This window comes from Microcella sp. (genome assembly GCF_046293215.1).
GTDB lineage: Bacteria > Actinomycetota > Actinomycetes > Actinomycetales > Microbacteriaceae > Microcella.
Genome location: NZ_JBKBPI010000011.1, coordinates 67,198 through 90,856, shown reverse-complemented (window position 1 = coordinate 90,856; position 23,659 = coordinate 67,198). Strand labels below are relative to the sequence as shown.

At 70.5% G+C, this 23,659-nt stretch carries 25 protein-coding genes and 1 tRNA gene; 8 read left to right on the top strand and 18 right to left on the bottom strand.

Annotation, left to right across the window (positions count from 1 at the left end; translation table 11 throughout):
* Window positions 1–70 precede the first annotated feature (70 nt).
* The 7 genes from ACK4SC_RS10610 to ACK4SC_RS10580 all read right to left on the bottom strand — a co-directional run bounded on the left by ACK4SC_RS10610 (window position 71) and on the right by ACK4SC_RS10580 (window position 5,873).
* Entirely contained in the window at window positions 71–1,048 is a 978-nt protein-coding gene (locus ACK4SC_RS10610; protein WP_409617782.1) for a ribose-phosphate diphosphokinase, read from the bottom strand.
* A gap of 34 nt (window positions 1,049–1,082) precedes the next feature.
* Entirely contained in the window at window positions 1,083–2,525 is a 1,443-nt protein-coding gene (gene glmU / locus ACK4SC_RS10605) for a bifunctional UDP-N-acetylglucosamine diphosphorylase/glucosamine-1-phosphate N-acetyltransferase GlmU (protein WP_409617780.1), read from the bottom strand.
* A gap of 22 nt (window positions 2,526–2,547) precedes the next feature.
* Complete coding sequence (locus ACK4SC_RS10600; RefSeq protein WP_409617778.1) at window positions 2,548–3,966, bottom strand: L-serine ammonia-lyase; 1,419 nt, start codon at window positions 3,964–3,966, stop codon at window positions 2,548–2,550.
* Window positions 3,967–4,128: 162 nt separating this feature from the next.
* Entirely contained in the window at window positions 4,129–4,941 is an 813-nt protein-coding gene (locus tag ACK4SC_RS10595) for a GNAT family N-acetyltransferase (RefSeq protein ID WP_409617776.1), read from the bottom strand.
* A 26-nt stretch (window positions 4,942–4,967) separates the two neighbouring features.
* A complete protein-coding gene (locus ACK4SC_RS10590) occupies window positions 4,968–5,390 on the bottom strand; it encodes a type II toxin-antitoxin system VapC family toxin (RefSeq protein ID WP_409617775.1) in 423 nt (140 codons plus the stop codon).
* A complete protein-coding gene (locus ACK4SC_RS10585; protein ID WP_409617773.1) occupies window positions 5,387–5,614 on the bottom strand; it encodes a FitA-like ribbon-helix-helix domain-containing protein in 228 nt (75 codons plus the stop codon). Before ACK4SC_RS10585 ends, ACK4SC_RS10590 begins: the two co-directional genes overlap by 4 nt.
* A 187-nt stretch (window positions 5,615–5,801) precedes the next feature.
* Window positions 5,802–5,873, bottom strand: a tRNA-Gln gene (locus ACK4SC_RS10580).
* 138 nt (window positions 5,874–6,011) lie between these two features.
* Between ACK4SC_RS10580 and ACK4SC_RS10575 the strand changes: the two genes are divergently transcribed.
* Window positions 6,012–6,512: a MarR family winged helix-turn-helix transcriptional regulator gene (locus ACK4SC_RS10575; RefSeq protein ID WP_409617771.1), complete on the top strand. Its 501-nt coding sequence runs from the start codon at window positions 6,012–6,014 to the stop codon at window positions 6,510–6,512.
* A 54-nt stretch (window positions 6,513–6,566) separates the two neighbouring features.
* Here ACK4SC_RS10575 and ACK4SC_RS10570 read toward each other — a convergent pair whose 3' ends face one another.
* Together ACK4SC_RS10570 and ACK4SC_RS10565 are read right to left on the bottom strand one after the other, a co-directional pair.
* Window positions 6,567–6,971, bottom strand: coding sequence for a hypothetical protein (locus tag ACK4SC_RS10570; protein WP_409617769.1), 405 nt, complete (start codon window positions 6,969–6,971; stop codon window positions 6,567–6,569).
* A gap of 39 nt (window positions 6,972–7,010) precedes the next feature.
* Complete coding sequence (locus tag ACK4SC_RS10565; protein ID WP_409617767.1) at window positions 7,011–7,430, bottom strand: arsenate reductase ArsC; 420 nt, start codon at window positions 7,428–7,430, stop codon at window positions 7,011–7,013.
* A gap of 160 nt (window positions 7,431–7,590) precedes the next feature.
* Here ACK4SC_RS10565 and ACK4SC_RS10560 point away from each other — a divergent pair, with 160 nt between their 5' ends.
* On the top strand, window positions 7,591–7,941 hold the full coding sequence (locus tag ACK4SC_RS10560) for a metalloregulator ArsR/SmtB family transcription factor (protein ID WP_409617765.1): 351 nt from the start codon (window positions 7,591–7,593) through the stop codon (window positions 7,939–7,941).
* A 114-nt stretch (window positions 7,942–8,055) separates the two neighbouring features.
* Entirely contained in the window at window positions 8,056–8,496 is a 441-nt protein-coding gene (locus tag ACK4SC_RS10555) for a hypothetical protein (protein WP_409617763.1), read from the top strand.
* Window positions 8,497–8,791: 295 nt separating this feature from the next.
* Here the strand turns inward: ACK4SC_RS10555 and ACK4SC_RS10550 are convergent, their stop codons facing one another.
* On the bottom strand, window positions 8,792–10,732 hold the full coding sequence (locus ACK4SC_RS10550; protein ID WP_409617761.1) for an ABC-F family ATP-binding cassette domain-containing protein: 1,941 nt from the start codon (window positions 10,730–10,732) through the stop codon (window positions 8,792–8,794).
* A gap of 33 nt (window positions 10,733–10,765) precedes the next feature.
* On the opposite strand from ACK4SC_RS10550, the gene ACK4SC_RS10545 reads away from it, so the two are divergent.
* Window positions 10,766–11,443, top strand: coding sequence for a signal peptidase II (locus ACK4SC_RS10545; RefSeq protein WP_409617760.1), 678 nt, complete (start codon window positions 10,766–10,768; stop codon window positions 11,441–11,443).
* Here the strand turns inward: ACK4SC_RS10545 and ACK4SC_RS10540 are convergent.
* Complete coding sequence (locus ACK4SC_RS10540; RefSeq protein ID WP_409617758.1) at window positions 11,367–12,302, bottom strand: 4-(cytidine 5'-diphospho)-2-C-methyl-D-erythritol kinase; 936 nt, start codon at window positions 12,300–12,302, stop codon at window positions 11,367–11,369. The two genes, ACK4SC_RS10545 and ACK4SC_RS10540, sit on opposite strands and share 77 nt — an antisense overlap.
* A 9-nt stretch (window positions 12,303–12,311) precedes the next feature.
* A complete protein-coding gene (locus ACK4SC_RS10535) occupies window positions 12,312–12,869 on the bottom strand; it encodes a hypothetical protein (RefSeq protein ID WP_409617756.1) in 558 nt (185 codons plus the stop codon).
* A gap of 46 nt (window positions 12,870–12,915) precedes the next feature.
* Between ACK4SC_RS10535 and ACK4SC_RS10530 the strand changes: the two genes are divergently transcribed.
* Window positions 12,916–14,082, top strand: a complete 1,167-nt coding sequence (locus tag ACK4SC_RS10530; protein WP_409617754.1) for a methyltransferase domain-containing protein — start codon at window positions 12,916–12,918, stop codon at window positions 14,080–14,082.
* Between the two features lie 31 nt (window positions 14,083–14,113).
* On the opposite strand, the gene ACK4SC_RS10525 is transcribed toward ACK4SC_RS10530, so the two are convergent.
* From ACK4SC_RS10525 to metG, 4 genes are all read right to left on the bottom strand, one after another.
* Window positions 14,114–15,184: a hypothetical protein gene (locus ACK4SC_RS10525; RefSeq protein ID WP_409617753.1), complete on the bottom strand. Its 1,071-nt coding sequence runs from the start codon at window positions 15,182–15,184 to the stop codon at window positions 14,114–14,116.
* A complete protein-coding gene (gene rsmA / locus ACK4SC_RS10520) occupies window positions 15,181–16,041 on the bottom strand; it encodes a 16S rRNA (adenine(1518)-N(6)/adenine(1519)-N(6))-dimethyltransferase RsmA (protein WP_409617751.1) in 861 nt (286 codons plus the stop codon). Before rsmA ends, ACK4SC_RS10525 begins: the two co-directional genes overlap by 4 nt.
* 1 nt (window position 16,042) lies before the next feature.
* Window positions 16,043–17,077 carry a TatD family hydrolase gene (locus tag ACK4SC_RS10515; RefSeq protein WP_409617749.1) on the bottom strand — a complete coding sequence of 345 codons (1,035 nt, stop codon included), beginning with the start codon at window positions 17,075–17,077 and terminating at the stop codon, window positions 16,043–16,045.
* A 119-nt stretch (window positions 17,078–17,196) separates the two neighbouring features.
* Window positions 17,197–18,786 carry a methionine--tRNA ligase gene (gene metG, locus ACK4SC_RS10510; RefSeq protein ID WP_409617747.1) on the bottom strand — a complete coding sequence of 530 codons (1,590 nt, stop codon included), beginning with the start codon at window positions 18,784–18,786 and terminating at the stop codon, window positions 17,197–17,199.
* A 166-nt stretch (window positions 18,787–18,952) separates the two neighbouring features.
* On the opposite strand from metG, the gene ACK4SC_RS10505 reads away from it, so the two are divergent.
* The gene (locus ACK4SC_RS10505) at window positions 18,953–19,429 is read left to right on the top strand and encodes a hypothetical protein (protein WP_409617745.1); all 477 of its coding nucleotides are present in this window, start codon (window positions 18,953–18,955) and stop codon (window positions 19,427–19,429) included.
* A 162-nt stretch (window positions 19,430–19,591) separates the two neighbouring features.
* Window positions 19,592–20,041, top strand: coding sequence for a hypothetical protein (locus ACK4SC_RS10500; protein ID WP_409617744.1), 450 nt, complete (start codon window positions 19,592–19,594; stop codon window positions 20,039–20,041).
* A gap of 4 nt (window positions 20,042–20,045) precedes the next feature.
* Here the strand turns inward: ACK4SC_RS10500 and rsmI are convergent, their stop codons facing one another.
* Complete coding sequence (rsmI, locus tag ACK4SC_RS10495) at window positions 20,046–20,861, bottom strand: 16S rRNA (cytidine(1402)-2'-O)-methyltransferase (RefSeq protein ID WP_409617742.1); 816 nt, start codon at window positions 20,859–20,861, stop codon at window positions 20,046–20,048.
* 72 nt (window positions 20,862–20,933) lie between these two features.
* Between rsmI and ACK4SC_RS10490 the strand changes: the two genes are divergently transcribed.
* Entirely contained in the window at window positions 20,934–22,442 is a 1,509-nt protein-coding gene (locus ACK4SC_RS10490) for a dolichyl-phosphate-mannose--protein mannosyltransferase (RefSeq protein ID WP_409617740.1), read from the top strand.
* Here ACK4SC_RS10490 and ACK4SC_RS10485 read toward each other — a convergent pair.
* A complete protein-coding gene (locus tag ACK4SC_RS10485) occupies window positions 22,408–23,637 on the bottom strand; it encodes a DUF418 domain-containing protein (RefSeq protein ID WP_409617738.1) in 1,230 nt (409 codons plus the stop codon). The two genes, ACK4SC_RS10490 and ACK4SC_RS10485, sit on opposite strands and share 35 nt — an antisense overlap.
* Window positions 23,638–23,659 lie beyond the last annotated feature (22 nt).

Sequence of the window (23,659 nt, the reverse complement as noted above, 5' to 3'; positions counted from 1 at the left end):
GCGTTAGACACCACTCAGAATGAAGGCCTTCTCCTCAACTACGTGTCACCAACCTGCTGACCGAGTACACCTAGGCGGCGCCGTCGAACATCGAGGTCACCGAACCGTCGTCGAAGACCTCGTGGATCGCCCGAGCGATCAGTGGCGCGATCGGCAGCACCGTCAGCCGGTCCCAGCGCTTGTCTTCCGGGATAGGCAGGGTGTCGGTGACGACGACACGGTCGATGAATTCGCTCTGCAGGATGTCGAACGCGGGCGGCGAGAAGATCGCGTGCGTGGCGGCCACCACCACACCGATGGCGCCATTCTTCTTCAGCGCCTCCGCGGCCTTTACGATCGTGCGACCGGTGTCGATCATGTCGTCGACGAGCAAGCACACGCGGCCCTCGACGTCACCGACGATCTCGTGCACCGACACCTGGTTGGGCACGAGCGGGTCGCGGCGCTTGTGGATGATCGCGAGCGGCGCCCCGAGCTTGTCGCTCCAGATGTCGGCGACCCGCACGCGGCCCATGTCGGGAGAGACGACGGTGAGGGTCTCGGGGTCAAGCTGGGCGCGGAAGTGCTCGAGCAGCACGGGCATGGCGAACAGGTGGTCGACGGGCCCGTCGAAGAACCCCTGGATCTGAGCCGCGTGCAGGTCGACGCTCATGATGCGGTCGGCGCCGGCGGCCTTGAAGAGGTCGGCGACCAGGCGAGCCGAGATGGGCTCGCGCCCACGCCCCTTCTTGTCCTGGCGCGAATACGGATAGAAGGGGGCGACAACCGTGATGCGCTTCGCAGAGGCGCGCTTCAGTGCATCCACCATGATGAGCTGCTCCATGAGCGCCTCATTGATGGGGTTCGCGTGCGACTGGATCACAAAGGCGTCGCACCCGCGCACGCTCTCGCCGTAGCGCGCATAGATCTCGCCGTTGGCGAAGGTGCGCGCGTCGGTAGGGACGACGTCGGTTTCGAGGGCGGTCGCGATGTCATGGGCGAGCTGCGGATGCGCACGCCCCGTAACGAGAACCAGCTTCTTCTGACCGGTGATCTTGATGCTGGCCACGCCGTGCTCGCCTTCTGCCGCCGCTGCGACGTTGTTACTTCTCGCCGGTCTCGTCGCGCTGGGCCGCCGCTGCCGCGTCGGCCGCCGCCGTTCCCGGTCGGTTCGCTGCGACCCACCTGTCGACGGTTCGCTGCGGCGCGGCGGTGACGGCCAATGCGCCGGGCGAGACGTCTTTTCTGACGACCGTTCCGGCTCCCGTGTACGCTCCGTCGCCAATCCTAACGGGGGCGACAAACACGTTGTGCGAGCCGGTGCGCACGTGGGAACCGACCACGGTCTTGTGCTTGTTGACGCCGTCGTAGTTGGCGGTGATCGTGCCAGCGCCGATGTTCGACCCCTCGCCAACCGTCGTGTCGCCGATGTACGACAGGTGCGGCACCTTGCTGCCCGTGCCGAGCACGGCGTTCTTCGTCTCCACGAAGGTGCCGATCTTGCCGTCATCGCCGACGACGGTCCCGGGGCGCAGGAAGGCGAACGGCCCCACGGATGCGCGCGCTCCGATCACCGCGCTGGTTGCGTCGGTGCGCGCGACCCGCGCATCCGCCCCGACCTCGACGTCGGTGAGGGTCGAGTCGGGCCCGAGGACGGCGCCGGACCGCACGACGGTCGCGCCACGCAGCTGCACGTTGGGCAGCACCTCGGCGTCGGGCTCGAGTACGACGCCGCGCTCGATCCACGTGGTGGCCGGATCGTGCACCGTGACCCCGGCCATCTGCCAGCCGCGCACGATGAGGGCATTCAGGCGGGCGGCCGCCTCGGCGAGCTGCACGCGGTCGTTGACGCCGCCGACAAGCCACGCCTCCGCGACGGGGATCGCGGCAACCCTCGCGCCCTCGCCGCGCAGCACGCCGATGACGTCGGTGAGGTACTTCTCGGCCTGGGCGTTGTCGGTGGTGACGTGCGCGAGCGAGCGGCGCAGAGCATCCGCGTTCACGACGTACGTGCCCGAGTTGATCTCGGTGACGGCGCGTTCTGCGTCGGTCGCGTCTTTGTGCTCGACGATGCGGTCGAGGGCGCCGTCGGATGCACGGATCACGCGCCCGTACCCGGTCGCGTCGTCGAGGTGCGCACTCAAGACGGTCGCGGCGGCCGCTGCGTCGCGGTGGGCGACGACCAGCTCGGCGAGGGTGTCGGCGTCGAGCAGCGGCACGTCGCCCGAGACGATGAGCACGTCGCCGTCGAAGCCGTCGGGAAGCGCGTCGAGGGCGACCTCGGCGGCGCGCCCGGTGCCGGGGACGTCATCCTGATCGACGATGACGGCCTCGGGGGCGAGTTCGGTGATGGCCGCGGCGACCTTCTCGCGCTCGTGCCGCACGACGGCGACGATGTGCGCGGGCTCGAGCGCCTGGGCGGTGGCCAGCACGTGGCCGATGAGCGGGGTTCCGGCGATGCGGTGCAGCACTTTCGGGGTGCGCGACTTCATGCGGGTTCCGGCTCCGGCGGCGAGCACGATGACGGCGAGGCGCTGGTCGGTCATGCCGACCATTCTGTCAGCGGTGCTAACACTCCACGACGTTGACGGCGAGCCCGCCCTCGGACGTCTCCTTGTACTTGCTCGACATGTCGAGGCCGGTCTGCCGCATGGTTTCGACGACCGTGTCGAAGCTGATCAGGTGCGTGCCGTCACCGTTCATCGCGAGGCGCGCGGCGGCGACCGCCTTCCCGGCGCCGATCGCGTTGCGTTCGATGCAGGGCAGCTGCACGAGGCCGGCGACCGGGTCGCAGGTGAGGCCGAGCGAGTGCTCCATCGCGATTTCGGCCGCGTTCTCGACCTGCTCGTTACTGCCGCCGAGCAGGTGCGCGAAGCCGGCCGCCGCCATCGACGCGGCGGAGCCGACCTCCCCCTGGCAGCCCGCTTCGGCTCCCGAGATGGAAGCGTTCGACTTGATGAGGGCGCCGATCGCGCCGGCGACGAGCAGGAACTCCTCCTGCGCGCGGGCGGGGTCTGCCGCGGTCGACGGAATCACGTCGAGCGCGTGCCGCATCACCGCCGGGATGATGCCCGCCGCCCCGTTCGTCGGCGCCGTGACGACCCGTCCGCCAGCGGCGTTCTCCTCGTTGACTGCGATCGCGTACGCCTGAAGCCACTCGAGGCTCGTGTCGCGAGTCGGCGCGGCATCGAGGTCGCGCAGTCGCGCCGCCATGGCGGCGGCTCGGCGCGTCACGTGGAGGCTGCCGGGCAGCGTGCCCGACTCGGTGAGGCCGGCGTCGATGCAGGCGTTCATCGCCTCCGCGATCGCCGCCACCCGGATGCTCGTCTCGGCCTCCCCACGGATCGCCGCCTCATTCGCGCGCGCCAGCCCCGCAATGCTCAACCCGTGCTCGCGGCACAGGGCGAGCAATTCGACCATCGTCGCGAACGCGTAGGGAACGCGCGGGCTTGCGGCGCGGGCGAGCGCGGCCGGGTCGTCCCCGTCGTGCTCGACGAAGCCGCCGCCCACCGAGTAGTAGGTGTCGACGCGGAGGGGAACGCCATCCGCATCGAACGCGCTGAGGGTCAGGGCGTTGGGGTGGCGCGGCTTCAGCTCGCGCGGCGCGAAGCGGAGCCAGCCGTCTGCGAAGGCGACGGGGTGGGTGGCGCGCAGGGCGAGCATCCCGTTGTCGGCGTCGGCGGTCACGCGCGCCACGTCGTCGCGGGTGACCGTCTCGACGTCGCAGCCGGCGAGGCCGGCGAGCACGGCTCCGGGGGTTCCGTGGCCGACGCCCGTGGAGCCGAGCGAGCCGAACAGCACGCACTCGACGCGTGCGACCGCGGCGAGCTGGCCGCTGGCGGCGAGCGCATCGACGAAGGCGCGGGCAGCGCGCAGCGGGCCGACCGTGTGCGAGCTGGAGGGTCCGATGCCGACCCGAAACAGGTCGAGAACCGAGATGTAGGTGCGCTCAGCCAGCGGGGTGGCGAGGGCGACGGGGATGCTCACGGCGGCTCCTGGGGCTAGCCGGGATGCGGCGCCACGGGTGGGGCGCGCAGGGCCCGGACGGGCTCAGCGGTGCGCGCGGCCCCGTTGTGCGGGCGCCGTCGAACCGCTGGAGTCATTCTGCCGTAGGTCGTTCGTAGGCGCACGATGTAGGCGTGGGGAACGTCAGGGGCGGAACTCGACGATGCGGTGCCAACGCGTGACCGGCCCCAAAGCTTCGAACAGTGGCGCGAAGTGGGGATCAGTCTCGTGGGCGTCGAGCAGCGTTTCGGCGACCCACCTCTCGGCCAACTGGTCGAACGTGCGGCGGACGGAGCCCTCGAGCAGGCGCGTACCGGCCGTGGTGTCACGCGAAACCGTCTCGCCCGCGACGACCGGCCGACCGCCATCGATGAAGACGAGCAGCACGGCGTCGATTGCTCCGGTTGCCGAAATGGCGATCGACGAGAGGTGGGGGTCGATCTCGTCCCACAGGTCCTCAACTAACGCACCCCGTGCATCCGGCCCCATCGGATGCCAGTCGGCGTGGGTCCACTCGTACATGTCGGCCCACGCCTGCTCGAGAGCGACACGCGAGACTGCGGCCGCCGGTGCAACATCGTCGTGGGGCCTCAGACGCACGGCGCGCGACGTGTGAAACGTGTTGAGTGGCGATCGCTGGATGGTGCGTGCGTCAAGAGTCGCCACGAATTCGTGCGCAGGATCGTTCTCCGCGGCTCCCCAGATGAAGGGTTTGGGCGCAGGCTGAAGGTCGGCGAGCGCCGCAAGCAAAGCGGTTGCGATGCCCGCACGCCGATGGCCGGGCGCGACAACGAGGTCGACACTGTACCGATCGGGATGCACGCGAGAGGTCCACATTGCCCCCGCACCGATCGACTCCCCCGCCCTGTCTTCTGCGATGAGCGTGCGGGTGTGCTCGTCACGCCAGCGGTCGGGCAGCATACGGCGCTCACGCAGCCAGGCCGGTGCGAGCGACATGTCGTCGGAGGTAGGCGAGCGGAGAATCACGGGATAACTGCCTCCCACGGGTTGACGAGATCGACCCCCGCATCATCGAAGTCCCTCACGTTCCGGGTCGCGAGGCGGTGAGAACCCGCCCGGCAGATCGCGGCAATCATCGTGTCCTCGACACTGATGATTCGACCGGCAGCCTCTCGCTGTGCTCGGAGGACGGCGAAGTGGTGTGCCGCCGCGACGTCGAATGCCAGAACCCGCTCGCCAGCTGCGTCAACCAATGCGTCAACAGCAGCGAGAATCGCCGACCTGCGTTGACCCTCTGGCAAACGAAAAGCGCCAAACCTGAGTTCGGCCACCGTGATTGCTGTGGTGGCAACCTCATCGGCGTGACTCGCCAACCAGCGCATCACTCCCTCGTCGGGGGAGGACTTCAGCGTCTCGGAGAAAACGTTCGTGTCAACAACGATCACGGCAACTCAACGGGCCGTGGTGCACTGCGCTCGGGCACAGAGAATTCGCCTCTCAGACTCTCCGTCGCGGCGACCCAGTGGTTGACGAAATCGGGGCGCTGAACGGTTGCCTCTTCGAGGATCGCGCGCACCTCGGCCTCCATCGATCGATTGTGCGCGGCAGCACGCTGCTTGAGGCCGCGGCGAACCGGCTCGGGAAGGTTACGAATGGTGAGAGTGGCCATGACACCTCCTGCTAGCAATGCTAGCAACACTGGCCGACTAGCGAATGGGTGAGTTCAGCGCCCGTTCCCTGGTCGCGATCTCACAACGCCCGCGCCATACACGTGACGCACGCCGGGTGTTGCGGCGCATGCGCGAAGGGCGGAGCCGGGGTCGCGTCACCCTGCAGGGAACGCCGGTGGCGAGAAGCTCCGCCCCCAGGATTCGAACCTGGACCTAACGGCTCCAAAGGCCGTCGTGCTGCCGTTACACCAAGGCGGATCGCGCGTCGCACACGCGCGGTGACCAGTCTGCCAGAGGCGAGGCGAGCATCCGGCCCGGCGCCCGCGCACGAGGTTAACCGACGCGCCCCGCGCGAGCCCGGGCATCCGCTCATCTGCCGCCCGCGATAATGAACGCATGACCGCCCCGGATGACGTCGACCGCATCGTCGACGCGTGGAGCCGTGAGCGGCCCGACCTCGACTTCACTCCCCTTCATGTGCTGTCACGCCTGACGCGCATCGGCCGGCAGCTCGACCGCGCTCGGAAGGACGCGTTCGCCGCCTCCGACCTCGAGCCGTGGGAGTTCGACGTTCTCGCGGCCCTCCGCCGCAGCGGTGACCCCTACGAGCAGAGCCCCAAACAGCTGTTGCAGCAGACCATGGTGTCGTCCGGCACGATGACGAACCGCATCGACCGCCTCACGACCCGCGGCCTCGTCGAGCGCCACACCGACCCCAACGACGGTCGCGGCATCATCGTGCGCATGACGAGCCTCGGGCAGGCCCGCGTCGACCGCGCCATCGGCGAACTCGTTGAGCGCGAACGGGCGCTGCTGAGCGGGCTCAGTCAGGTCGACCAGCAGCGACTGGCCGAACTGCTGCGTCGCCTCGGCGTCGGCGTGCAGGGCGGGGCATAAGCCCGAACGGGATGCACGGGGCTGGCTCTGCGGGGCGCGGCCCGTTGCGAAAAATCAGCCCTGGATGAACGGGATGACGATGCCGGCGATGAGGCCGAGCATCCCGACCGCGAAGGCGATGCCGCCGACGATGAGCATCGCGCGCCCGTCGGTCGCCGGGTCGTCGAGGCGGGGCGAATCGGGCTTCAGGGGATGCACCCAGACGGTGCGGGCATCCCCGACGGCGGGGATCGACCCCGTGAGCGGCGCGATTGCCTCGATGACCTCGCGCCCCTCGCCGAACCAGCGCAACCGGGCGTCGCTCTCGTGCACGGTCGTGATGACGGCCTTCTGCTGCTCGTAGCGCGACGCCCAGACCCGCCGGGCGATGCCGATCACGAGGAAGAGCACGCCCGTCGGCAGCGCCACCCACGCGAACACCTCGGCGATGAGGCTGGCGGCGTCGAGCGGGTCGGTCACGCCTTCAGGATAGGGGGCGGCCGGGATGCGCGGGGCGCGTTACGCCGTCGGAAGCAGCTCGCGGACGAGGGTTTCGATGCGCCGCTTGATGTCGTCTCGGATCGGGCGCACCGCGTCGATGCCCTGCCCGGCCGGGTCATCGAGCTCCCAGTCTTCGTAGCGCTTGCCGGGGAAGATCGGGCAGGTGTCACCGCAGCCCATCGTGATGACGACGTCGGAGGCCTTGACCGCCTCAGTCGTCAGCACCTTCGGGGTGTTGTTCGCGATGTCGATGCCCTCTTCGGCCATTGCCTCAACGGCGACCGGGTTGATCTGATCTTTCGGCTCGGAGCCGGCCGACAGCACCTCGACGCGATCACCCGCCAGGTGCTTGAGGTAGCCGGCGGCCATCTGCGAGCGGCCCGCGTTGTGCACGCAGACGAAGAGAACGGTGGGCTTCTCGGCGGCGGTGTCGGTCATGGGGAGGGACTCCTGGATGCTCGTGGCCGGGTTAACATCGACGCGGATCGATACGTCGAGTACAGTCGAAACATCGACCGCTGTCAATCTCAACCGGTCAGGGTGAACGGCGAGTGAACGGCGCCGCACCACGCGACAAAACCGTCGGAGGAGAGTCCCCATGCCGAGCGCCACGATGCTTCCCATCACCGATGTCTCGGCGTGCTGCACGAACGTGACCCGCGAAACCATTAGCGCCGAGAACGCCGAGTTGCTCGCCCGCTCACTGAAGGCCCTTGCCGATCCGGCGCGACTGCGTCTCATCTCGATCGTGGCCGCGAGCGAGGGCGCCGAGGCGTGCGTGTGCGACCTCACCGAGCCACTCGGACTGTCGCAACCCACCGTCTCGCACCACCTGAAGGTGCTCGTCGACGCCGGCTACCTCGAGCGCGAGAAGCGCGGCACCTGGGCGTACTACCGCCTCAGCCCCGGCGCGCTCGACGCCGTGTCGTCACTCATCGCGACCGTCTGAGCCCGAGCCGCGCCGCCCCGCGAGCGGCACTCGTGCAGCGGCAGGCCCCCGGGGCACACGTCGCGCGACGCAGGGCGCGGCGGGCGAGCCAGCCGCCCTCGGTAGCATCGCGATATGGCGTTCTGGCGGCGAGCATCCCACCCTGACGGCGACCTGCCGAAAACCGACCGCGGGGCCGCGACGTTCGACGACTACGACTACAACCTGGTGCCGAAGAAGCGCGAGCTGACGATGCGACTCGCGGCGAGCGACCCGCACCAGGAGCTACTGGCGACGCTGTGGAGCGAGGTCGGCGACGACCTCGCCTCGCTCGTCACTGCGACGCCGGCGCGCACCCTCGACCTCGAGCGCGTCGACGCGCCGATCGAGGTGCGCCTCTTCTCGGGGCGCAGCGTGACCGGCGTCGTCGGACGCGTGCCGCGCGGATTCGAGGGCGTCTACGACGAGGCGGTGCGCCGCCTGGATGATCGTGGCGACAAACCGCGCATCCCCGTCGGTCTCGTGCGCACCAAGGCGGGCTTCCGCGTGAACCTGCTCATCGGGATGACGCGCTAGGGCTCGGGCGCCCCGCCGCACAACCACGCCGCCGCGCCCAGCGGGAGCGCACCGCCGAAACACGGATTCGCGCCAAAACACGGGTTGGCCGAGCCGTGGCTCGGCGAAAACTTGTGTCGGGGAGCCGGGTTCGTGAACGCGTGCGGGTTTGCGCAACCCGTGCAGGTGTGTGACGGCACGAGTTGCGCGAACCCGCGCGAGTTCGGACCCAGGGCACGTCGCGCGGGACGGGACGCGTCGGCGCGCGGGGCGGGGCGGAGCGGGGCGGGACGGGCGGGGCGGGACGGGACGCGGCTCAGCCGAGCAACTCGCCCAGCTCGAGCCAGCGCGTCTCGAGCTCGTCGCGCTCGGCCTCGACCTCGCGCAGCGCGTCGTGCAGCCTGCCGAGACCCTCGTAGTCGGCGACGTCGTGCTCGGCCAGTTCGACGTGCAGCTCGTCGATGCGACCCTGCAGTTTGGCAAGCTTGCGGTCAATTGCCGCGAGCTCCTTCTCGGCGGCGCGGCGCTCGGCCCCGCCAAGCGCCGGCGTGGATGCTGCGCTCGCCCCGGTCTCGGACGCCCCCGCCCCAGAGGCGCTCGCCCCCGTAGACGCGGAACCCGCACCCGCGCCAGAACCAGCACCAAAGCCGGCGCCGCCGGCGCCACTACCGCCACCAGAAGCGCCCGACACCGACGCGACCGTCGCGCGCCCCGCATCCTGACCACCGCTCGGAGCCGCAAGTCGCGCGGCAAGCCGCAGGTACTCATCGACTCCCCCGGGCAGGTGTCGCAGACGCCCCGCGCCATCGGGCCCGGGCAGGATCGCGTACTGCTGGTCGGTGACCCGCTCGAGCAGGTAGCGGTCGTGCGACACCACGATGAGAGTTCCGGGCCACGTGTCGAGCAGGTCTTCGATCGCGGCGAGCATGTCGGTGTCGAGGTCGTTCGTGGGCTCGTCCATGATGAGCACGTTCGGCTCGTCGAGCAGGATCATGAGCAGTTGCAGGCGCCTCTTCTGCCCGCCAGACAGGTCGCGCACGGGCGTCGACAGCTGCGCCGAGGTGAAGCCGAGCCGCTCGAGCAGCTGGCCGGGCGTGAGCTCTTTGCCTCCGGCGACGTAGGTCGTGCGCTTCGACGCAATGACGGCCGACACCCGCTCGTCGGCCACCGCGCTGAGGTCGGCGAGCTGCTGATCGAGGGTCGCCACGACCACGGTCTTGCCGCGCTTCACCCGCCCCGTGGTGGGCGCGAGCGAGCCGTCAATCAGCTTCAGCAACGTCGACTTGCCGGCCCCGTTCACGCCGAGGATGCCGGTGCGCTCGCCGGGCGCGATGCGCCACTCCACATCACGGATGATCGTGGCATCGCCGTACGCGACCGACACGTCGAGCAGGTCGATCACGTCTTTGCCGAGTCGCGTCGTCGCGAGCTGCGTCAACTCGACCGGGTTGCGCAGTTCGGGCACGTCGGCGATGAGCGCATTGGCCGCCTCGATGCGGAACTTGGGCTTCGCGGTGCGGGCGGGAGCTCCGCGGCGCAGCCACGCGAGCTCCTTCTTCATGAGGTTCTGGCGCTTCGCCTCGATGGTCGCGGCCTGGCGGTCGCGCTCCATGCGCTGCAGCACGTAAGCGGCGTAACCACCCTCGAAGGGCTCGACGATGCGGTCGTGCACCTCCCACGTGTTCTCGCTCACCTCGTCGAGGAACCACCGGTCGTGGGTGACGACCACGAGGGCTCCCTGGCCGCGCGGCCAGCGGCGCTTCAGATGCTCGGCGAGCCAGGCGACTCCGCCGATGTCGAGGTGGTTGGTGGGCTCGTCGAGGATGACGATGTCCCAGTCGCGACTGAGCAGCGCGGCGAGCGCCACCCGTCGGCGCTGGCCGCCCGACAGGTCGTCGACGAGCGTGTCGCCGGGGATGTCGGGGACGAGACCGGCGAGAACGTCGCGCACACGAGCATCCCCCGCCCATTCGTGCTCGGCGCGGTCGCCGACGATCGTGGTGAGCACCGTCTGGCCGGTCGCGAGGGCGTCGGCCTGATCGAGCATGCCGAGGGTCACGCCGCGGCGGCGGGTGACGCGGCCGGCGTCGGGCTCTTGCTTGCCGGCGAGGATGCGCAACAGCGTCGACTTGCCGTCGCCGTTGCGGCCGACGACGCCAATGCGGTCGCCGTCGCCGATGCCGACGGTGACCCCGTCGAGGACGACGCGGGTGGGGTATTCGACGCGGAGCTGCTCGGCTCCCAGGAGGTGGGCCATTACGTCGAGCCTAGACGCGGCAGAATGGGAGGCATGTCTGACGCCGAGCACGCGCCCGCCGCCCACGAGGGCGCAGCGCCCGACGCCACCCCGCACCACGACGCCGTCAACGACGCCCCCGAGTCCGCGACCGGCACTGTCGAGCCCACGGGTCCGCTGCAGCCGCACGAGACGGCGCGTATCCGCCGCGTGTTGCCGTGGACGCTGGTGTGGGCCGCGGGGCTGATCCTCCTCGACCAGGCCACCAAGTTCTGGGCCGAGACGACGCTCGAGCGCGGCGTCGGGGTTCCCGTCATCGGCGACTGGATTCAGTGGCGGCTCGTCTACAACCCGGGTGCCGCGTTCGGCATCGGCCGTGAATACACCTGGATTCTGACGATTGTCGCGGCCCTTGCCGTGATCGGCCTCGCGGTGTTCGTCGCCCGCATCTCGAGCGCGCGCTGGGCGGTCGCGGTCGGCGCCATGTTCGGCGGCGCGATCAGCCACCTGGCCGACCGCCTCTTCCGCGAGCCGGCCTTCGCCCGCGGCGAGATCGTCGACTTCATCGACTACTTCGGGTTCTTCGTCGGCAACATCGCCGACATCGCGCTCGTCGTCGGCGCCGGCGGAATGATCCTCCTGAGCCTGATGGGCGTCAGCCCGCGACGACCCGAGCGCCGTGCACCGGACCCGTCGCCCGCAGCACCCGGTGACCCCCAGCACTCAGGCTGACCTGCAGTTCGAGCGCCGCGTCGGCGTCGGCGACAAGAAAGGCCACGGTCGGCCCCGAGCCTGAGATGAGGGCCGCGAGCGCACCCTCCACCTCGCCCGCCTCGAGCGTCGCCGCGAGCTCCGGCTGCAAGTGCAGCGCGGGTGCCTGCAGGTCGTTGTGCAGGTATTCGGCCAGCTGGTGGGCATCGCCCGCCCGCAGGGCCTGCAGCACCTCAATGTCGACCGTCGGCTGCTCGGGCGCGGGGGCGATGTCGGTGACGTGGCGCTCACGATGCCGGTCGAGCTCGGCGTACACCTCGGGCGTCGACAGCCCGCCGTCGGCGAGCACGAGCACCCAGTGGAACGTGCCCTGCGCGAGCGCGGGCGACAGTCGGTCGCCGCGCCCCGTGCCCACCGCCGTGCCGCCCATCAGGGCGAAGGGCACGTCGGCGCCCAGTTCGGCGGCCAACTCTCCGAGCTCGTCGCGGCCGAGCCCCGTACCCCACAGGTGGTCACAAGCGACGAGGGTCGCGGCCGCGTCGGCCGAGCCTCCGCCCATTCCCCCCGCGATCGGCACGTGCTTGGCGATCTCGAGGTGCACGCCCCCGCGGTAGTCGGTGGTGCGGGCCAGCAGCCGCGCCGCGCGGATGGCGAGGTTCGACCCGTCGGTCGGCAGCGCGCTCGTGTCGATGGGCCCGGTGAAGCGCACCGCGAAGTCGTCGGCTTCGGTCGCCGCCACCTCTTCGTAGAGCGACACCGCCTGGTAGGCGGTGGCCACATCGTGGTAGCCGTCCTCCTGCAAAGCGCCCACGCGCATGAAGACATTGATCTTGCCGGGCGCCTTCGCGTGGACGACGCGGGGGCCTGCGGCAACGCTCATGCCTCCACCCTAGGGCAGGGTGTCGAGCATCTTTGCGAGTCGTTCCTTGACGGTAGACAGAGCGTGGTCGTCGGCCATGCCCGACCAGGTGAGACTGACCGTGGCGGACTTGCCCGCCGCGGGCCGCACGCTGAGCACCAGCCGCTCACGCGCACCCCCGCCGATCGGCTCGGGAGCCCACGTCGCGCCAGGATTCGCCGCCTCGGGGCGCGCGCTCATCGGCTCGCCGAGCGCATCGCAAAGGTGCGGCACGACGAGCGCGTACACGCTCGGACCATCACCCGGGATGCGCCGGCTCACCGAGGCGGCGAAGGTTCCGTCCTGCTGCTGGCCGGGACGCCGCCGCCCCGTCGTCTGCTCGTATCCGACCGTGATCGACTGCGCCCACCACGCGTCGACGCCGTGGGCGGAGACGAGGTGCTCGGCGATCTGTTTATGGGGCCAGTCGCGCGCGCCGGCCGCATCGAGCATGCCGAACCAGTCGGCGGACCGTCGCCCGGTCGCCTCGAGAGTCGTGTCATCGCTAATCCCGCCCGCGGCGGACCTGACCGGTGCCCCATCGCCCATACGAGCATCGAAACACAGTCGGCGTCGCGCCGGTAGCCTCGAGGCCGTGCAGTGCGACTACTTCGACGCGGGGGTCTGTCGCTCGTGCACGCTCATGGGTGTGCCGTACGATGCGCAGCTGGCCGAGAAGCAGGCCAGGGTCGAGGCTCTGCTCGCCGCGCACCTGGCGGGGCCCGCGGACTCGGTGTGGGGCCCGCCGGTCGCGAGTGTCGAGAGCGGCTTCCGCGCGAAGGCGAAGATGGTGGTCGGCGGCACGGTCGACTCCCCCACGCTCGGAATCCTCGACGACCGCCGCCAGGGGGTCGACCTGCGGCGCTGCGGCGTGATCGCCGACCCGATTCTGGATGCTTTGCCCGCCATCGCCACGTTCGTCACGACCGCGCAGCTCACCCCGTACGACGTGCCGGCCCGCCGCGGCGAACTGAAGAACGTGATCATCACCCTCGGCGCCGCGGATTCGCTCATGCTGCGGTTCGTCACGCGCACCGCAGATGGCCTCGCCCGGGTGCGCCGCAACCTGCCCAGCCTGCTGGCAGCCGTGCCCGCCGCCCGCGTCGTCACCGTGAACCTGCTGCCCGAGCACAAGGCCGTTCTCGAGGGCGACGAGGAGCACGTGCTGACCGAGGCCCGAGCGCTGCCGCTGCGCGTGGGCGACGTCGAACTGCGGGCGCTGCCGCAGTCGTTCGTGCAGACGAACACGGCCGTCGCGGGCGCGCTGTACCGGCAGGCCGCGGCGTGGGTCGACGAGGTCGCCCCGGCGAGCGTCGCTGACCTGTACTGCGGGGTCGGCGGGTTCGCGCTGCACGCCGCGGGCGCTCCGGGCGCTGCGCGGGAGGTCGTGGGGGTCGAGGTATCGCGCGACGCCGTGGCGAGTGCGGAGCTCGCGCGCGACGCGCGGTACGGGCGCGACGACGATCGGGCGCGCATCCGATTCGTGGCCGACGACGCGCTCGAGTGGGCGCGCCAGCAGAAGCAGCTGCCCGAGCTGGTCGTCGTCAACCCGCCGCGGCGCGGGCTCGGCGAGCCGCTGGCGACGCTGCTCGCCGACCGCGGGCCCGACACGATTGTGTATTCGAGCTGCAACCCGGACACGCTCGCGCGCGACCTCGCCGCGATGCCCGACTACCGGGTCGAGCGCGCGCGAGTCGTCGACATGTTTCCGCAGACGGCGCACGTCGAGGTGCTGACGCTGCTGCGCCGGGTCAAGGGCTGACGCTGTCGCCGACTGCTGACGGCGGTGCGCCTCAGTCGCGCGAGTACGCGCCTCGGCTCTGCGAGGTGAGGCTCGGCACGAGCAGTCGGTAGATGCCGAGCCCGATGACCTCGATCGCCATGCCGAGCACCACGACGAGCGGTACAAGCTCGAAGCCCTCCTCGAAGGCAGCCGCGATGGGCAGCACAAGCAGTCCGTTGCGGGCGGCGCCGGCGAAGGTGAGCGAGCGCACCCCGCCGATCGACAGGCTGAAGGCGGTGCCGATCAGAATGCCGAGCGGTGTCATCACGATCAGGTAGACACCGAACAGCGGGGCGACGGCGACCAGCAGGTCGATGCGCTCGGCCGCGCGCGGCGTGAAGACGGCCGCGACGGTGCCGGCGGCGACGGCCGTTGCGGGCACCGTCCAGCGGTTGACGGCGCGCAGCGCTGTCTGCACGGGGGTCGCACGCTCCCCGATGAGTTGCAGGGCGCTGATCGCGAGCGCCGGACCGATGATGGTCGCGAGAATCACCGGCGGCAGTCCCGACACGTCGAGCGCGAGAAACCCGTCAGACAGGGTGAACAGGATCAGCAGGCCGGGAACCGTCACGGCCTGCACCAGCAGCATGATCGGGGCCGCGGCGAACAGCGCCTCAGCGTCGCCGCCCGCCCGACGCACGACGCCGACGATGAGGCCGACTCCGGGCGCGAGCAGCATGAGCAGCAAGCCGAGCTGCAGGTCGGGGTCGCGGAACACGATGCGACTGAGCACGAGAGTCAGCAGCGGACCGACGACCACCGAGAGCAGGAGGAGCGCCGACAGGAAGCGTTTGTCGAGCACGGTGCGGCCGACCGCCGCGAGCGGCACCCCGGCGAGCGTGACCGTGATCGCCAGCGCGATCAGCCCGAAGGGCAGCGCGTCGGGAGCCGCGCCGGCCTCGGGCGCGAGCGCACCGACCGCGAAGCCCACCGCGATCGCGGCAACGATCGGGGGCGCGGGATGCGCCTCCAGCCACCCGAGCGCACCTCGCGCGGGCGCGCCCACACCGCCGCCCGGCCCGGTGCCGGGCGCGCCGCCAGATCGCCCGGCAGCCGGGCCCTGCGGCGCGAGCGCGCTCACGCCGACTCGACCCGCGCGAGGGCGAGAAACGCCTCGAGGTCGAGCTGCTCGCCGCGCGCCGTCGGGTCTACCCCGGCGGCCTCGAGCGCCGCGGTCGCCGCTGCGGACGACCCGAACACCTCGGCGAGCGCCTGCCTGAGCATCTTGCGCCGCTGCCCGAACGCGGCATCGACCAGCTGGAAAGTGCGCTGGCGCAGGAGGTCGTCGCCGGGGACGCGACGTCCGTGCATCCCGACGATGACGCTGTCGACGTTCGGAACCGGCCAAAACACCTGGCGGCTGATCGTGCCCGCGACGCGCCAGTCGCCATACCAGGCGGCCTTCACGCTGGGGCTGCCGTAGATCTTCGACCCGGGCGCGGCGGCGATGCGGTGCCCGACCTCTGCCTGCACCATGACCAGTACGCGCTCGAGCGACGGCAGGGCGGCCAGCAGGTGCAGCAGCACCGGAACGCTCACGTTGTACGGCAGGTTCGCGACCAGCGCGGTCGGGATGATCGGGGCACCGTCGGGCGCGGACAGCGCGGCCGCGTCGACCGTCATCGCGTCGGCCGTCACGACCGTGAGCTCAGCGGCCGGCTGCAGCTCGGCCACCGTGGTCGGCAGCTGGGTGGCGAGGCGCGGGTCGATCTCGACCGCGACGACCGGGTGGCCCGCGTCGAGCAGGCCGAGGGTGAGCGAGCCGAGGCCCGGGCCAACCTCAAGCACCGTCTCGCCCGGCGTGAGCTTCGCGGCCTGCACGATGCGGCGCACGGTGTTGCCGTCGTGCACGAAGTTCTGACCGAGCTTCTTCGTCGGCGAAACGCCCAACAGTTCGGCGAGGTCGCGCACCTCGGCCGGGCCGAGCAGTGCTGCCACGTCAGTCGTTGCCCGGGCCGTCGCCCGGGTGAGGAGCCGACGGGGTGAAGTCGTGCGGGTCGCCGGGAATGTCGTGCTGCGTGGCGTCGGCCGCGTCATCGGCGGGCCGGTCGGCCCACGGGTCGCCGGGGGCCACCACCGGGTTATCGTCCCAGTGGCCGTAGACGTTCTCGGTGTTCGAGCTCAGCTGTGCCGCCAGCATCGAGGCGTCGGTGCCGATCGCGTCGGCCATGGCGCGCACGGTCCACGGCAGCAGGTACGGGCCGTTCGGGCGCCCGCGGTGCGGGTGCGGGGTGAGGAACGGGGCGTCCGACTCGACGAGCAGCAGGGCGCGCGGCAGCACCTCGAGGGCGTCGCGCAGGTTGCGGGCGTTCTTGAACGTCACCGTGCCGGCGAAGGAGGCGAACCAGCCGCGCTCGGCGCAGATTGACGCCAGCTCGACGTCGCCCGAGAAGCAGTGGAACACCACGCGGTCGGGGGCGCCCACCCGCAAGAGGGTTGCCACGACGTCGTCGTGCGCGTCGCGATCGTGAATCTGCAAGGCCAGGTTGTGCTGCTTTGCCAACTCGATGTGGGCCTCGAACGCGCGCAGCTGCGCCTCGCGTCCCCCCTCATCGGTGCGGAAATAGTCGAGCCCCGTCTCGCCGATGGCGACAACACGCGGTTGCTGGGCGAGGGCGTCGATGACGGCCAGCGCGTCGTCGAGGGTGCCCTCAGCATCCAGTGTCGGGGCCTCGTTGGGGTGGATCGCGACCGCGGCCAAGACGCGCGGCTCGCGCTCGGCGACCGCCGCCGACCACTGGCTCGTGATCACGTCGGTGCCGACCTGCACGACCCCGCGCACGCCCACCGCACTCGCCTTGTCGAGGTGCTCGCGGTAGTGCAGCGGGTTCTCGCCGTCGGCAATCTCGAGGTGCGTGTGATTGTCGTACACGGGCACGACGAGCGCCTCGGGGGCCGGCGGGTAGGCGAGGTCGCGGGTCGTGTCCTCCATGGCCGCGCGCTTGCGGATGTGCGGGTCGATCGCCTCGGTCATGCAGTACTCGCCTCCCCGGCCGGGCATCCCGACCGTGCTGGCGAGTCTACTGACCGGCGCGCGGGGGTCGCTGGGGGTTGCGCTTCGCGGGGTCGGGTGTGACGGATGCGGGGGTACAGCTACCCGAGCTGGTCGGCCTCGATACGCGGGAACAGCGGCGGCAGCGTCGACACGTCGGCGCCGGCAGGGAGCTGGCCCCAGCTCGCGACGTGGTCAATCCGCTGCTCGGCGAGCGGGCCGATCGCGGCATCGGCGCCGAGCGCCGTCCACAGCTGGGCGGTCGACTTCGGCATGACGGGGGCGAGCAGCACGCTCAGCGCGCGCAGCCCCTCGGCCGCGGTCGCGAGGATCGTGTGCAGGCGCTCGACCTTCGACTCGTCCTTCGCGACCTTCCACGGCTCCTGCTCGGTCAGGTAGCCGTTCAGCTCGTCGACGATCGTCCAGATCGCAGTGATCGCCTCGTGGATCGCGAAGCGGTCCATTGCGGCGCTCGCGCGCTCGACGGCCAACTCGACGACCTGCTGGATGCGCGCATCCGCCTCATCGAGGTCACCCGCGGCGGGCACGCGCCCGTCGCAGTAGCGGCCGATCATCGCGACGACGCGGGAGGCGAGGTTGCCGAAGCCGTTGGCGAGTTCGGCCTGGTAGCGGGCGGCGAGGTCCTCCCACGAGAAGGAACCGTCTTGGCCAAACGAGATGGCGCGCAGGAAGTAGTAGCGGAACGCGTCGGAGCCGAATACGTCGGTGATCTGCGCCGGAGCGATGCCGGTGAGCTTCGACTTCGACATCTTCTCGCCGCCGACGAGCAGCCAGCCGTGCCCGAACACTCGGCGCGGCGTCGGCAGGCCCGCGGCCATGAGCATGGCCGGCCAGATGACGGCGTGGAAGCGGGCGATGTCTTTGCCGACGATGTGGTTCGAGGGCCAGAACCTCTGGAACAGTTCGCCGGGCTGATCGGCGCGCCAGCCGAGGGCCGAGATGTAGTTGATGAGGGCGTCGAACCACACGTAGAAGACGTGCTTCTCGTCCCACGGAACGCGCACGCCCCAGTCGAAGCTCTGCCGCGAGATCGACAGGTCGTCGAGGCCGCGGCGCACGAACGAGACGATCTCGTTGCGCAGGCTGTCGGGCTGGATGAAGTCGGGCTGCGTCTCGTACAGCTCGAGCAGGCGGTCGCCGAACGCGCTCATGCGGAAGAAGTAGTTGGCCTCCTTCAGCACCTCGACGGGGCGGCCGTGAATCGGGCAGACGTACTGGCCCTCGAACTCGCCCGTGCCCTGCGCGAGGTCGTCGGGCTGCTTGTACTCTTCGCAGCCGACGCAGTAGTAGCCCTCGTACTCGCCGAAGTAGATGAAGTCGTCGTCGTACAGCTTTTGCAGGAACGCCTGCACGACGCTCTCGTGCCGCTCCTCCGTGGTGCGAATGAAGTCGTCGTTCGCGATGTCGATCGTCTCAAGCAGCGGAATCCACGCGTCGGCGACGAGCTTGTCGGCCCACTCCTTCGGGGTGACGTCGTTCGCGACCGCCGTGCGCAGGATCTTCTGGCCGTGCTCGTCCGTGCCCGTCAGCGACCAGGTCTCGACGCCGCACTGGCGGTTCCAGCGGGCGAGCACGTCGGCCGCGACCTCGGTGTACGCGTGGCCGATGTGCGGCGCGTCGTTGACGTAGAAGATCGGGGTGGTGACCGAGAAGGTGGGGGCAGTGGCCATGATTGCCCCATTCTAGGCGGGCGGCGGCTGCGCGCCCGGCGCGCGCGGGGCACGCACGCGCGGCATACTGCCCGAGTGCTGAACGGCCGAGTGCGCGGCCTGGCTGCGCGGGCTCGGCTGGGGCGCAAAGCGGAAGCCCCCCAGCGCCGTTCGGTAGGTTCGAGACATGCGGATGCGCGCCCTCCTCTCGATCGTTGCCAGCGTCGCGCTCGTCGCGAGCTGCGCCCCCGGCTCGGTGCTCGCCGACGGGCTCGAGGGGTGCCGCGCCGTCGCCCAGGGGCAGGTCGGCAGCGCGTCGTTCGGGCTGGTCAACAACGGCAACGAGCCCGTCATCATCGAGTCGATGACCGCGCAGGAGCTCTCGGGCGGCACCGTCGTCGACAGCTGGTTCGAGCCGTTCGACGGCGAGGGCGACCCCGAGCCGGTCATCTTCGGCGGTAGCCGCGCCGATCGCGCGGCCGAGGGTGCGACCGTTGCCGACCTCGGCGGCACCGTGCTCGAGCCGGGTGACGCCGGCTACATCGCCCTCGCGGTACGGCGCGACGGCCGGGGAGATGCCCTGCTCGAGGTGGTCGACATCACGACCGACACGCAGGTGCTGAGCGCGCCGGTGCGTCTGCGCCTCACCGACAGCTGCGAGTAGTTCTCGACACACGCCCCGGCCCGGAGTAGCGTCACGACCATGACGCGCCGACGACACTGCTCCGCCGGCCCGGTCGTACTCACATTGAGCGCGCTGGCAGTGAGTAGCTGCTCGCTTGGTGGCGGGCTAGTGGTCGACGGCGGCTACAGTTCCGACGGAATCGTGACTGCGTGCATCGACACCATGCAAGACGAGACCGCTGCCATCTTCGGTGTCGGAATCAGCAATACAGCCGATCGGGCCCTCACGATCACGGGCGTTGAGTTGCTGCACACCTACGACGTGGCGCCGGTCACCGTCGCCCTGGCATCCGAGGGCCGAGACGGTGTCGGTTGGGGGTCCGCTCTCGTCTCCACGATCGAGGACGATGAGCACATGAGTCAGGCGTGGAGCGCACGTCGAGACGCGATCGGTGCACACATTGAGCCGGGCGGCAGAGAGTACTTGCTGCTCATCACCAACACGGCAGCCGACCCGACGGTGCTGGCCGGAATCCGAGGGGTGAAAGTGAGTTTCGACGGCGCCCCGTGGCCTCGCTCAACGGAGAACCGCAACACGTATGGCTTCGGTCCCGATGCCCAATGCGACCCCGACGAGGTCGAGGAGTGGTAGCGGCCTACCCCCGCCGGGCGGCGAGCGCCGCCTCGTAGAGCTCGCGCGTGCCGAGGCCCGTTGCCGCTCCGACATCGGCGGCAGCGGCTTTGAGGCGCTCCCCCGCCGAGGCTCGGGCCAGCACCTCGGCGACCGCGCTCGGCAGGTCGGCGGCGAGGGCGGGCGCTCCCTCGATGACGATGACGAGCTCGCCCCGGGCGCCGTCGGCGAAGCGCTCGGCCAACTCGCCGAGGGTGCCGCGCGCCACCTCCTCGAACTTCTTCGTTAGCTCGCGGCAGACGGCGGCGCGGCGCTCGGACCCGAAACCCACCGCGAGGTCGGCGAGCGAGGCTCCGATGCGGTGCGGCGCCTCGAACACCACGATGGTGCGCTGCTCACCCGACAGTCCTCTTGCCCACGCGACCCGGCCCTTGCGGGGAACGAAGCCGTCGAAGGCGAAGCGGTCGGTGGGTAGCCCACTGAGCACGAGGGCGGTGAGCACGGCACTCGGTCCGGGGATCGCGGTCACGTCGACACCCGCGGCGATGGCCGCCTCGACGAGAACGTATCCGGGATCGCTGATGCCGGGCATCCCGGCGTCGGTCAGCACCACGAGGTCGGCGTCGCGCGCCGCCTCGACGAGTTCGGCGGATGCCGCGCGTTCGTTGTGCTCGTGCAGCGCGACGAGCTTCGGGCGGTTCTCGACCCCGAGGGCACGCAGCAGATGCGCGGCGGTGCGCGTGTCTTCGGCCGCGACGACCGGCGCCGCCTCGAGCACCTCGATGAGGCGGCGGCTGGCGTCGCCGAGGTTGCCGATGGGGGTAGCGGCGAGCACGATCACAGCTCCACTCTGGCACGCGAGGCTGCCGCAGGCCGCGGCGGGCAGCGGGAAACCCGCGGCTAGCATGAGCGCGTGACCGTGCAGACGCCGACCGCTTCAGGCCCCCGGGCGGCGACGACACTGCCGCGGGCCGTGCGCATCGGCGTCCCCGCCGCGATCCTCGGCGTGGCCGCCGCCGCTCGACTCATCGGGCTCGACACCCCCGAGACCCTCGTCTTCGACGAGACGTATTACGTGAAAGACGCCGCATCGCTGCTCGCATACGGATACGAGGGTCGCTGGCCCGACGACCCGAACCCGCGCTTCGAGTCGGGCGAGCTGACCCGCCCGGCCGTGGAGGGCGCGTTCGTCGCCCACCCCCCGCTCGGCAAGTGGCTGATCGCGCTCGGCCTCGCCGCGTTCGGCACTGGCAACCCGGTCGGCTGGCGCCTGTCGGCCGCGATCGCCGGCGTCGCGCTCGTCGGGCTGGTGATGCTGCTCGCCCACCTGCTCACGAAGAACGTCACCCTCAGCATGATCGCGGGCGGGCTGATCGCCATCGACGGCTCCGCGATCGTCATGAGCCGCGTCGCGCTGCTCGACGGCTTCCTCGCGCTCGCCGTCGTCGGCGCCGTCATCTGCTGGACGCTCGACCGCGGGCAGTACGGAAGGCGGCTCGCACCCCGCATCGCGATGGATGCGCATCCAGGCGACGAGCATCCCCCGTCGCGTCGCGTCCGCGACGATTGGGGGCCGGTGCTGTGGCGCCGCCCGTGGCTCATCGCGTTCGGGGCGACATTCGGGTTGGCTGCCTCCATCAAGTGGAGCGCCCTGTATCTGTTCGCGGCGTTCGCGGTCATGAGTGTAGTGCTCGACGCGGTTGACCGGCGCCGCGCGGGGGTGCCGTTCTGGTTCTCGGGCGGCGTGCTGCTGCAGGGCCCCGTGTCCTTCCTCCTCACGGTGCCGACCGCGGCGCTCGCCTACGTTGCGACCTGGACCGGCTGGTTCGCCACCTCGGGCGGCTGGGGTCGCAACTACGGAGGCAACGCGCTCGTCGCCCTCTGGCGCTACCAGCAGGAGGTGTACAGCTACCACGTCGGAGAGTCGACTCCGCACGCGTACGAGGCGCCCGCCGCCCTCTGGCCGTTGCTCGTGCGACCCACGTACATGCACTACAACGAGGTTTCCGAGGGCGTCGCGGTCGGCATCACGGGGCTGCCGAATCCCCTGATCTGGTGGCTGGCGTGGGCCGCGCTTCTGATCATTGCGGCGGGATGCGCGTGGTCGCGGCTGCGGATCTTCTCCGGCGGCGCACTCCCCGCCACCGTCGTGCTCACCGGGGTCGCCGCCGGCTGGCTGCCCTGGCTGCTCTACCCCGAGCGCACGACCTTCTTCTTCTACACGATCGTGCTCGTGCCATTTCTCGTGATTGGGCTGGCGATGGTGGCCGACGGCATCCTGCGCCGAGGCGGGCGGGTTGCGCTGCTCGTCATCGGTGCGCTCATCGTCGTCGTGAGCGTGTTCTTCCTGCCCGTCTGGATGGGTCTGCCGCTGCCGCTCGACCAGCTCAGCTGGCGGTATTGGCTTCCGAGCTGGGTGTGACCGCGCGGCGGCGGGGCCGGTAGGCAAGCTTCCGCAGCAGCCACTCGGCCGGGCCGGGCTTGTCGATGGCCGCGAGCACGTTCGCCGCGATCAGCGTGCCGAGCCAGGTGATCACGGCGATCTGACTCGCCTCCGCGATGCCCACCTGGTCGCCGAGTCCGAGAGCGTACGGCGCGAACACGATGACGAAGACGAGCGACTGGGTGAGATAGCCGCTGAGCGAGCGCTGACCGAGGGCGACGAAGATCCGGCCGATGGGGCCGGGGGTTTCGCGTCGTCCGGCAAGGATCGCGATCAGGGCGACGTAGCCGACCGCGCCGAACGCGCCCGTGCCAGCGTGCAGCATCGTGACAAGCGGCTCAACCCACACGCTGTAGTCGGCAACACCGAGTAGAGCGAGAGCGAGCGGCACGGCACCGAGCAGCGACACGGTGATGCCGAGCCCGGCGGCGAGGCCGAGACGTCGCAGGTGCGGGGTGGGGTTTTCGAGCACGCGGCGACGCGCGAGCCACATACCCAGGATCATCGGCGCGAGCAGGCCGATACCGCCGAACGGCATGCCGATCATCTGCACGAACCACTCGCCAGCGCGCAACAGCACGGCCCAGCCGAAGGTCTCGGCGGCGGCCGAGCCAAACGGCGCACCCATCGTCATCGCGCCGTCGACCGAGCCGAGCAGCCCGCTCAGCCCTTCGAGCGCGCCGATCAGAACGAGCATCCCGAAGCAGATCCAGCCGACGATCGCGAGCACCCTGCCCGAGGCCCGGATGAGCACCACCAGGGCGAGGCCGAGCAGTCCGTAGGGGCCGAGAATGTCGCCGAAGAACAGCAGCACGCCGTGTGCGGCGCCGAAGGCGATCAGCCAGAGGTTGCGACGGATCAGCAGGCGGCGGGTGTCCTCCCAGCTCGCCCCGCGCGCGTACTCGCGGGTCATCAACTGCGTCATGCCGTAGCCGAATAGCAGCGCGAAGAGCGGGTAGCTGCGGTTGTCGAACAGCATCGCGACGAAAACGTTCGTCCACTGGTCGGTCGCGTCGTCCGAGACGGGCTTCAGCGCGATGCCAATTTCGGTGCCGAACAGGAAGAACGGCACGTTCGCCAGCGCGATGCCGATGAGCACGAGCCCGCGGGCGACGTCGGGCGCGGCGGCCCGCTTCAGGCGGGGAGTGGGGGCGGCGAGTGTCGACTCGGTCATGGCCTCAACGGTAGGGGCGTGC

Coding starts and splice junctions, on each gene's coding strand:
- ACK4SC_RS10585 (WP_409617773.1), bottom strand. CDS start 5,614: ATGGCCACTCTCACCATTCGTAACCTTCCCGAGCCGGTTCGCCGCGGC.
- ACK4SC_RS10540 (WP_409617758.1), bottom strand. CDS start 12,302: ATGAGCGTTGCCGCAGGCCCCCGCGTCGTCCACGCGAAGGCGCCCGGC.
- ACK4SC_RS10560 (WP_409617765.1), top strand. CDS start 7,591: ATGCCGAGCGCCACGATGCTTCCCATCACCGATGTCTCGGCGTGCTGC.
- ACK4SC_RS10515 (WP_409617749.1), bottom strand. CDS start 17,077: ATGACCGAGGCGATCGACCCGCACATCCGCAAGCGCGCGGCCATGGAG.
- ACK4SC_RS10545 (WP_409617760.1), top strand. CDS start 10,766: ATGTCTGACGCCGAGCACGCGCCCGCCGCCCACGAGGGCGCAGCGCCC.
- ACK4SC_RS10555 (WP_409617763.1), top strand. CDS start 8,056: ATGGCGTTCTGGCGGCGAGCATCCCACCCTGACGGCGACCTGCCGAAA.
- ACK4SC_RS10535 (WP_409617756.1), bottom strand. CDS start 12,869: ATGGGCGATGGGGCACCGGTCAGGTCCGCCGCGGGCGGGATTAGCGAT.
- ACK4SC_RS10565 (WP_409617767.1), bottom strand. CDS start 7,430: ATGACCGACACCGCCGCCGAGAAGCCCACCGTTCTCTTCGTCTGCGTG.
- glmU (WP_409617780.1), bottom strand. CDS start 2,525: ATGACCGACCAGCGCCTCGCCGTCATCGTGCTCGCCGCCGGAGCCGGA.
- ACK4SC_RS10505 (WP_409617745.1), top strand. CDS start 18,953: ATGCGGATGCGCGCCCTCCTCTCGATCGTTGCCAGCGTCGCGCTCGTC.
- ACK4SC_RS10595 (WP_409617776.1), bottom strand. CDS start 4,941: ATGTCGCTCGCACCGGCCTGGCTGCGTGAGCGCCGTATGCTGCCCGAC.
- metG (WP_409617747.1), bottom strand. CDS start 18,786: ATGGCCACTGCCCCCACCTTCTCGGTCACCACCCCGATCTTCTACGTC.
- ACK4SC_RS10575 (WP_409617771.1), top strand. CDS start 6,012: ATGACCGCCCCGGATGACGTCGACCGCATCGTCGACGCGTGGAGCCGT.
- ACK4SC_RS10485 (WP_409617738.1), bottom strand. CDS start 23,637: ATGACCGAGTCGACACTCGCCGCCCCCACTCCCCGCCTGAAGCGGGCC.
- ACK4SC_RS10550 (WP_409617761.1), bottom strand. CDS start 10,732: ATGGCCCACCTCCTGGGAGCCGAGCAGCTCCGCGTCGAATACCCCACC.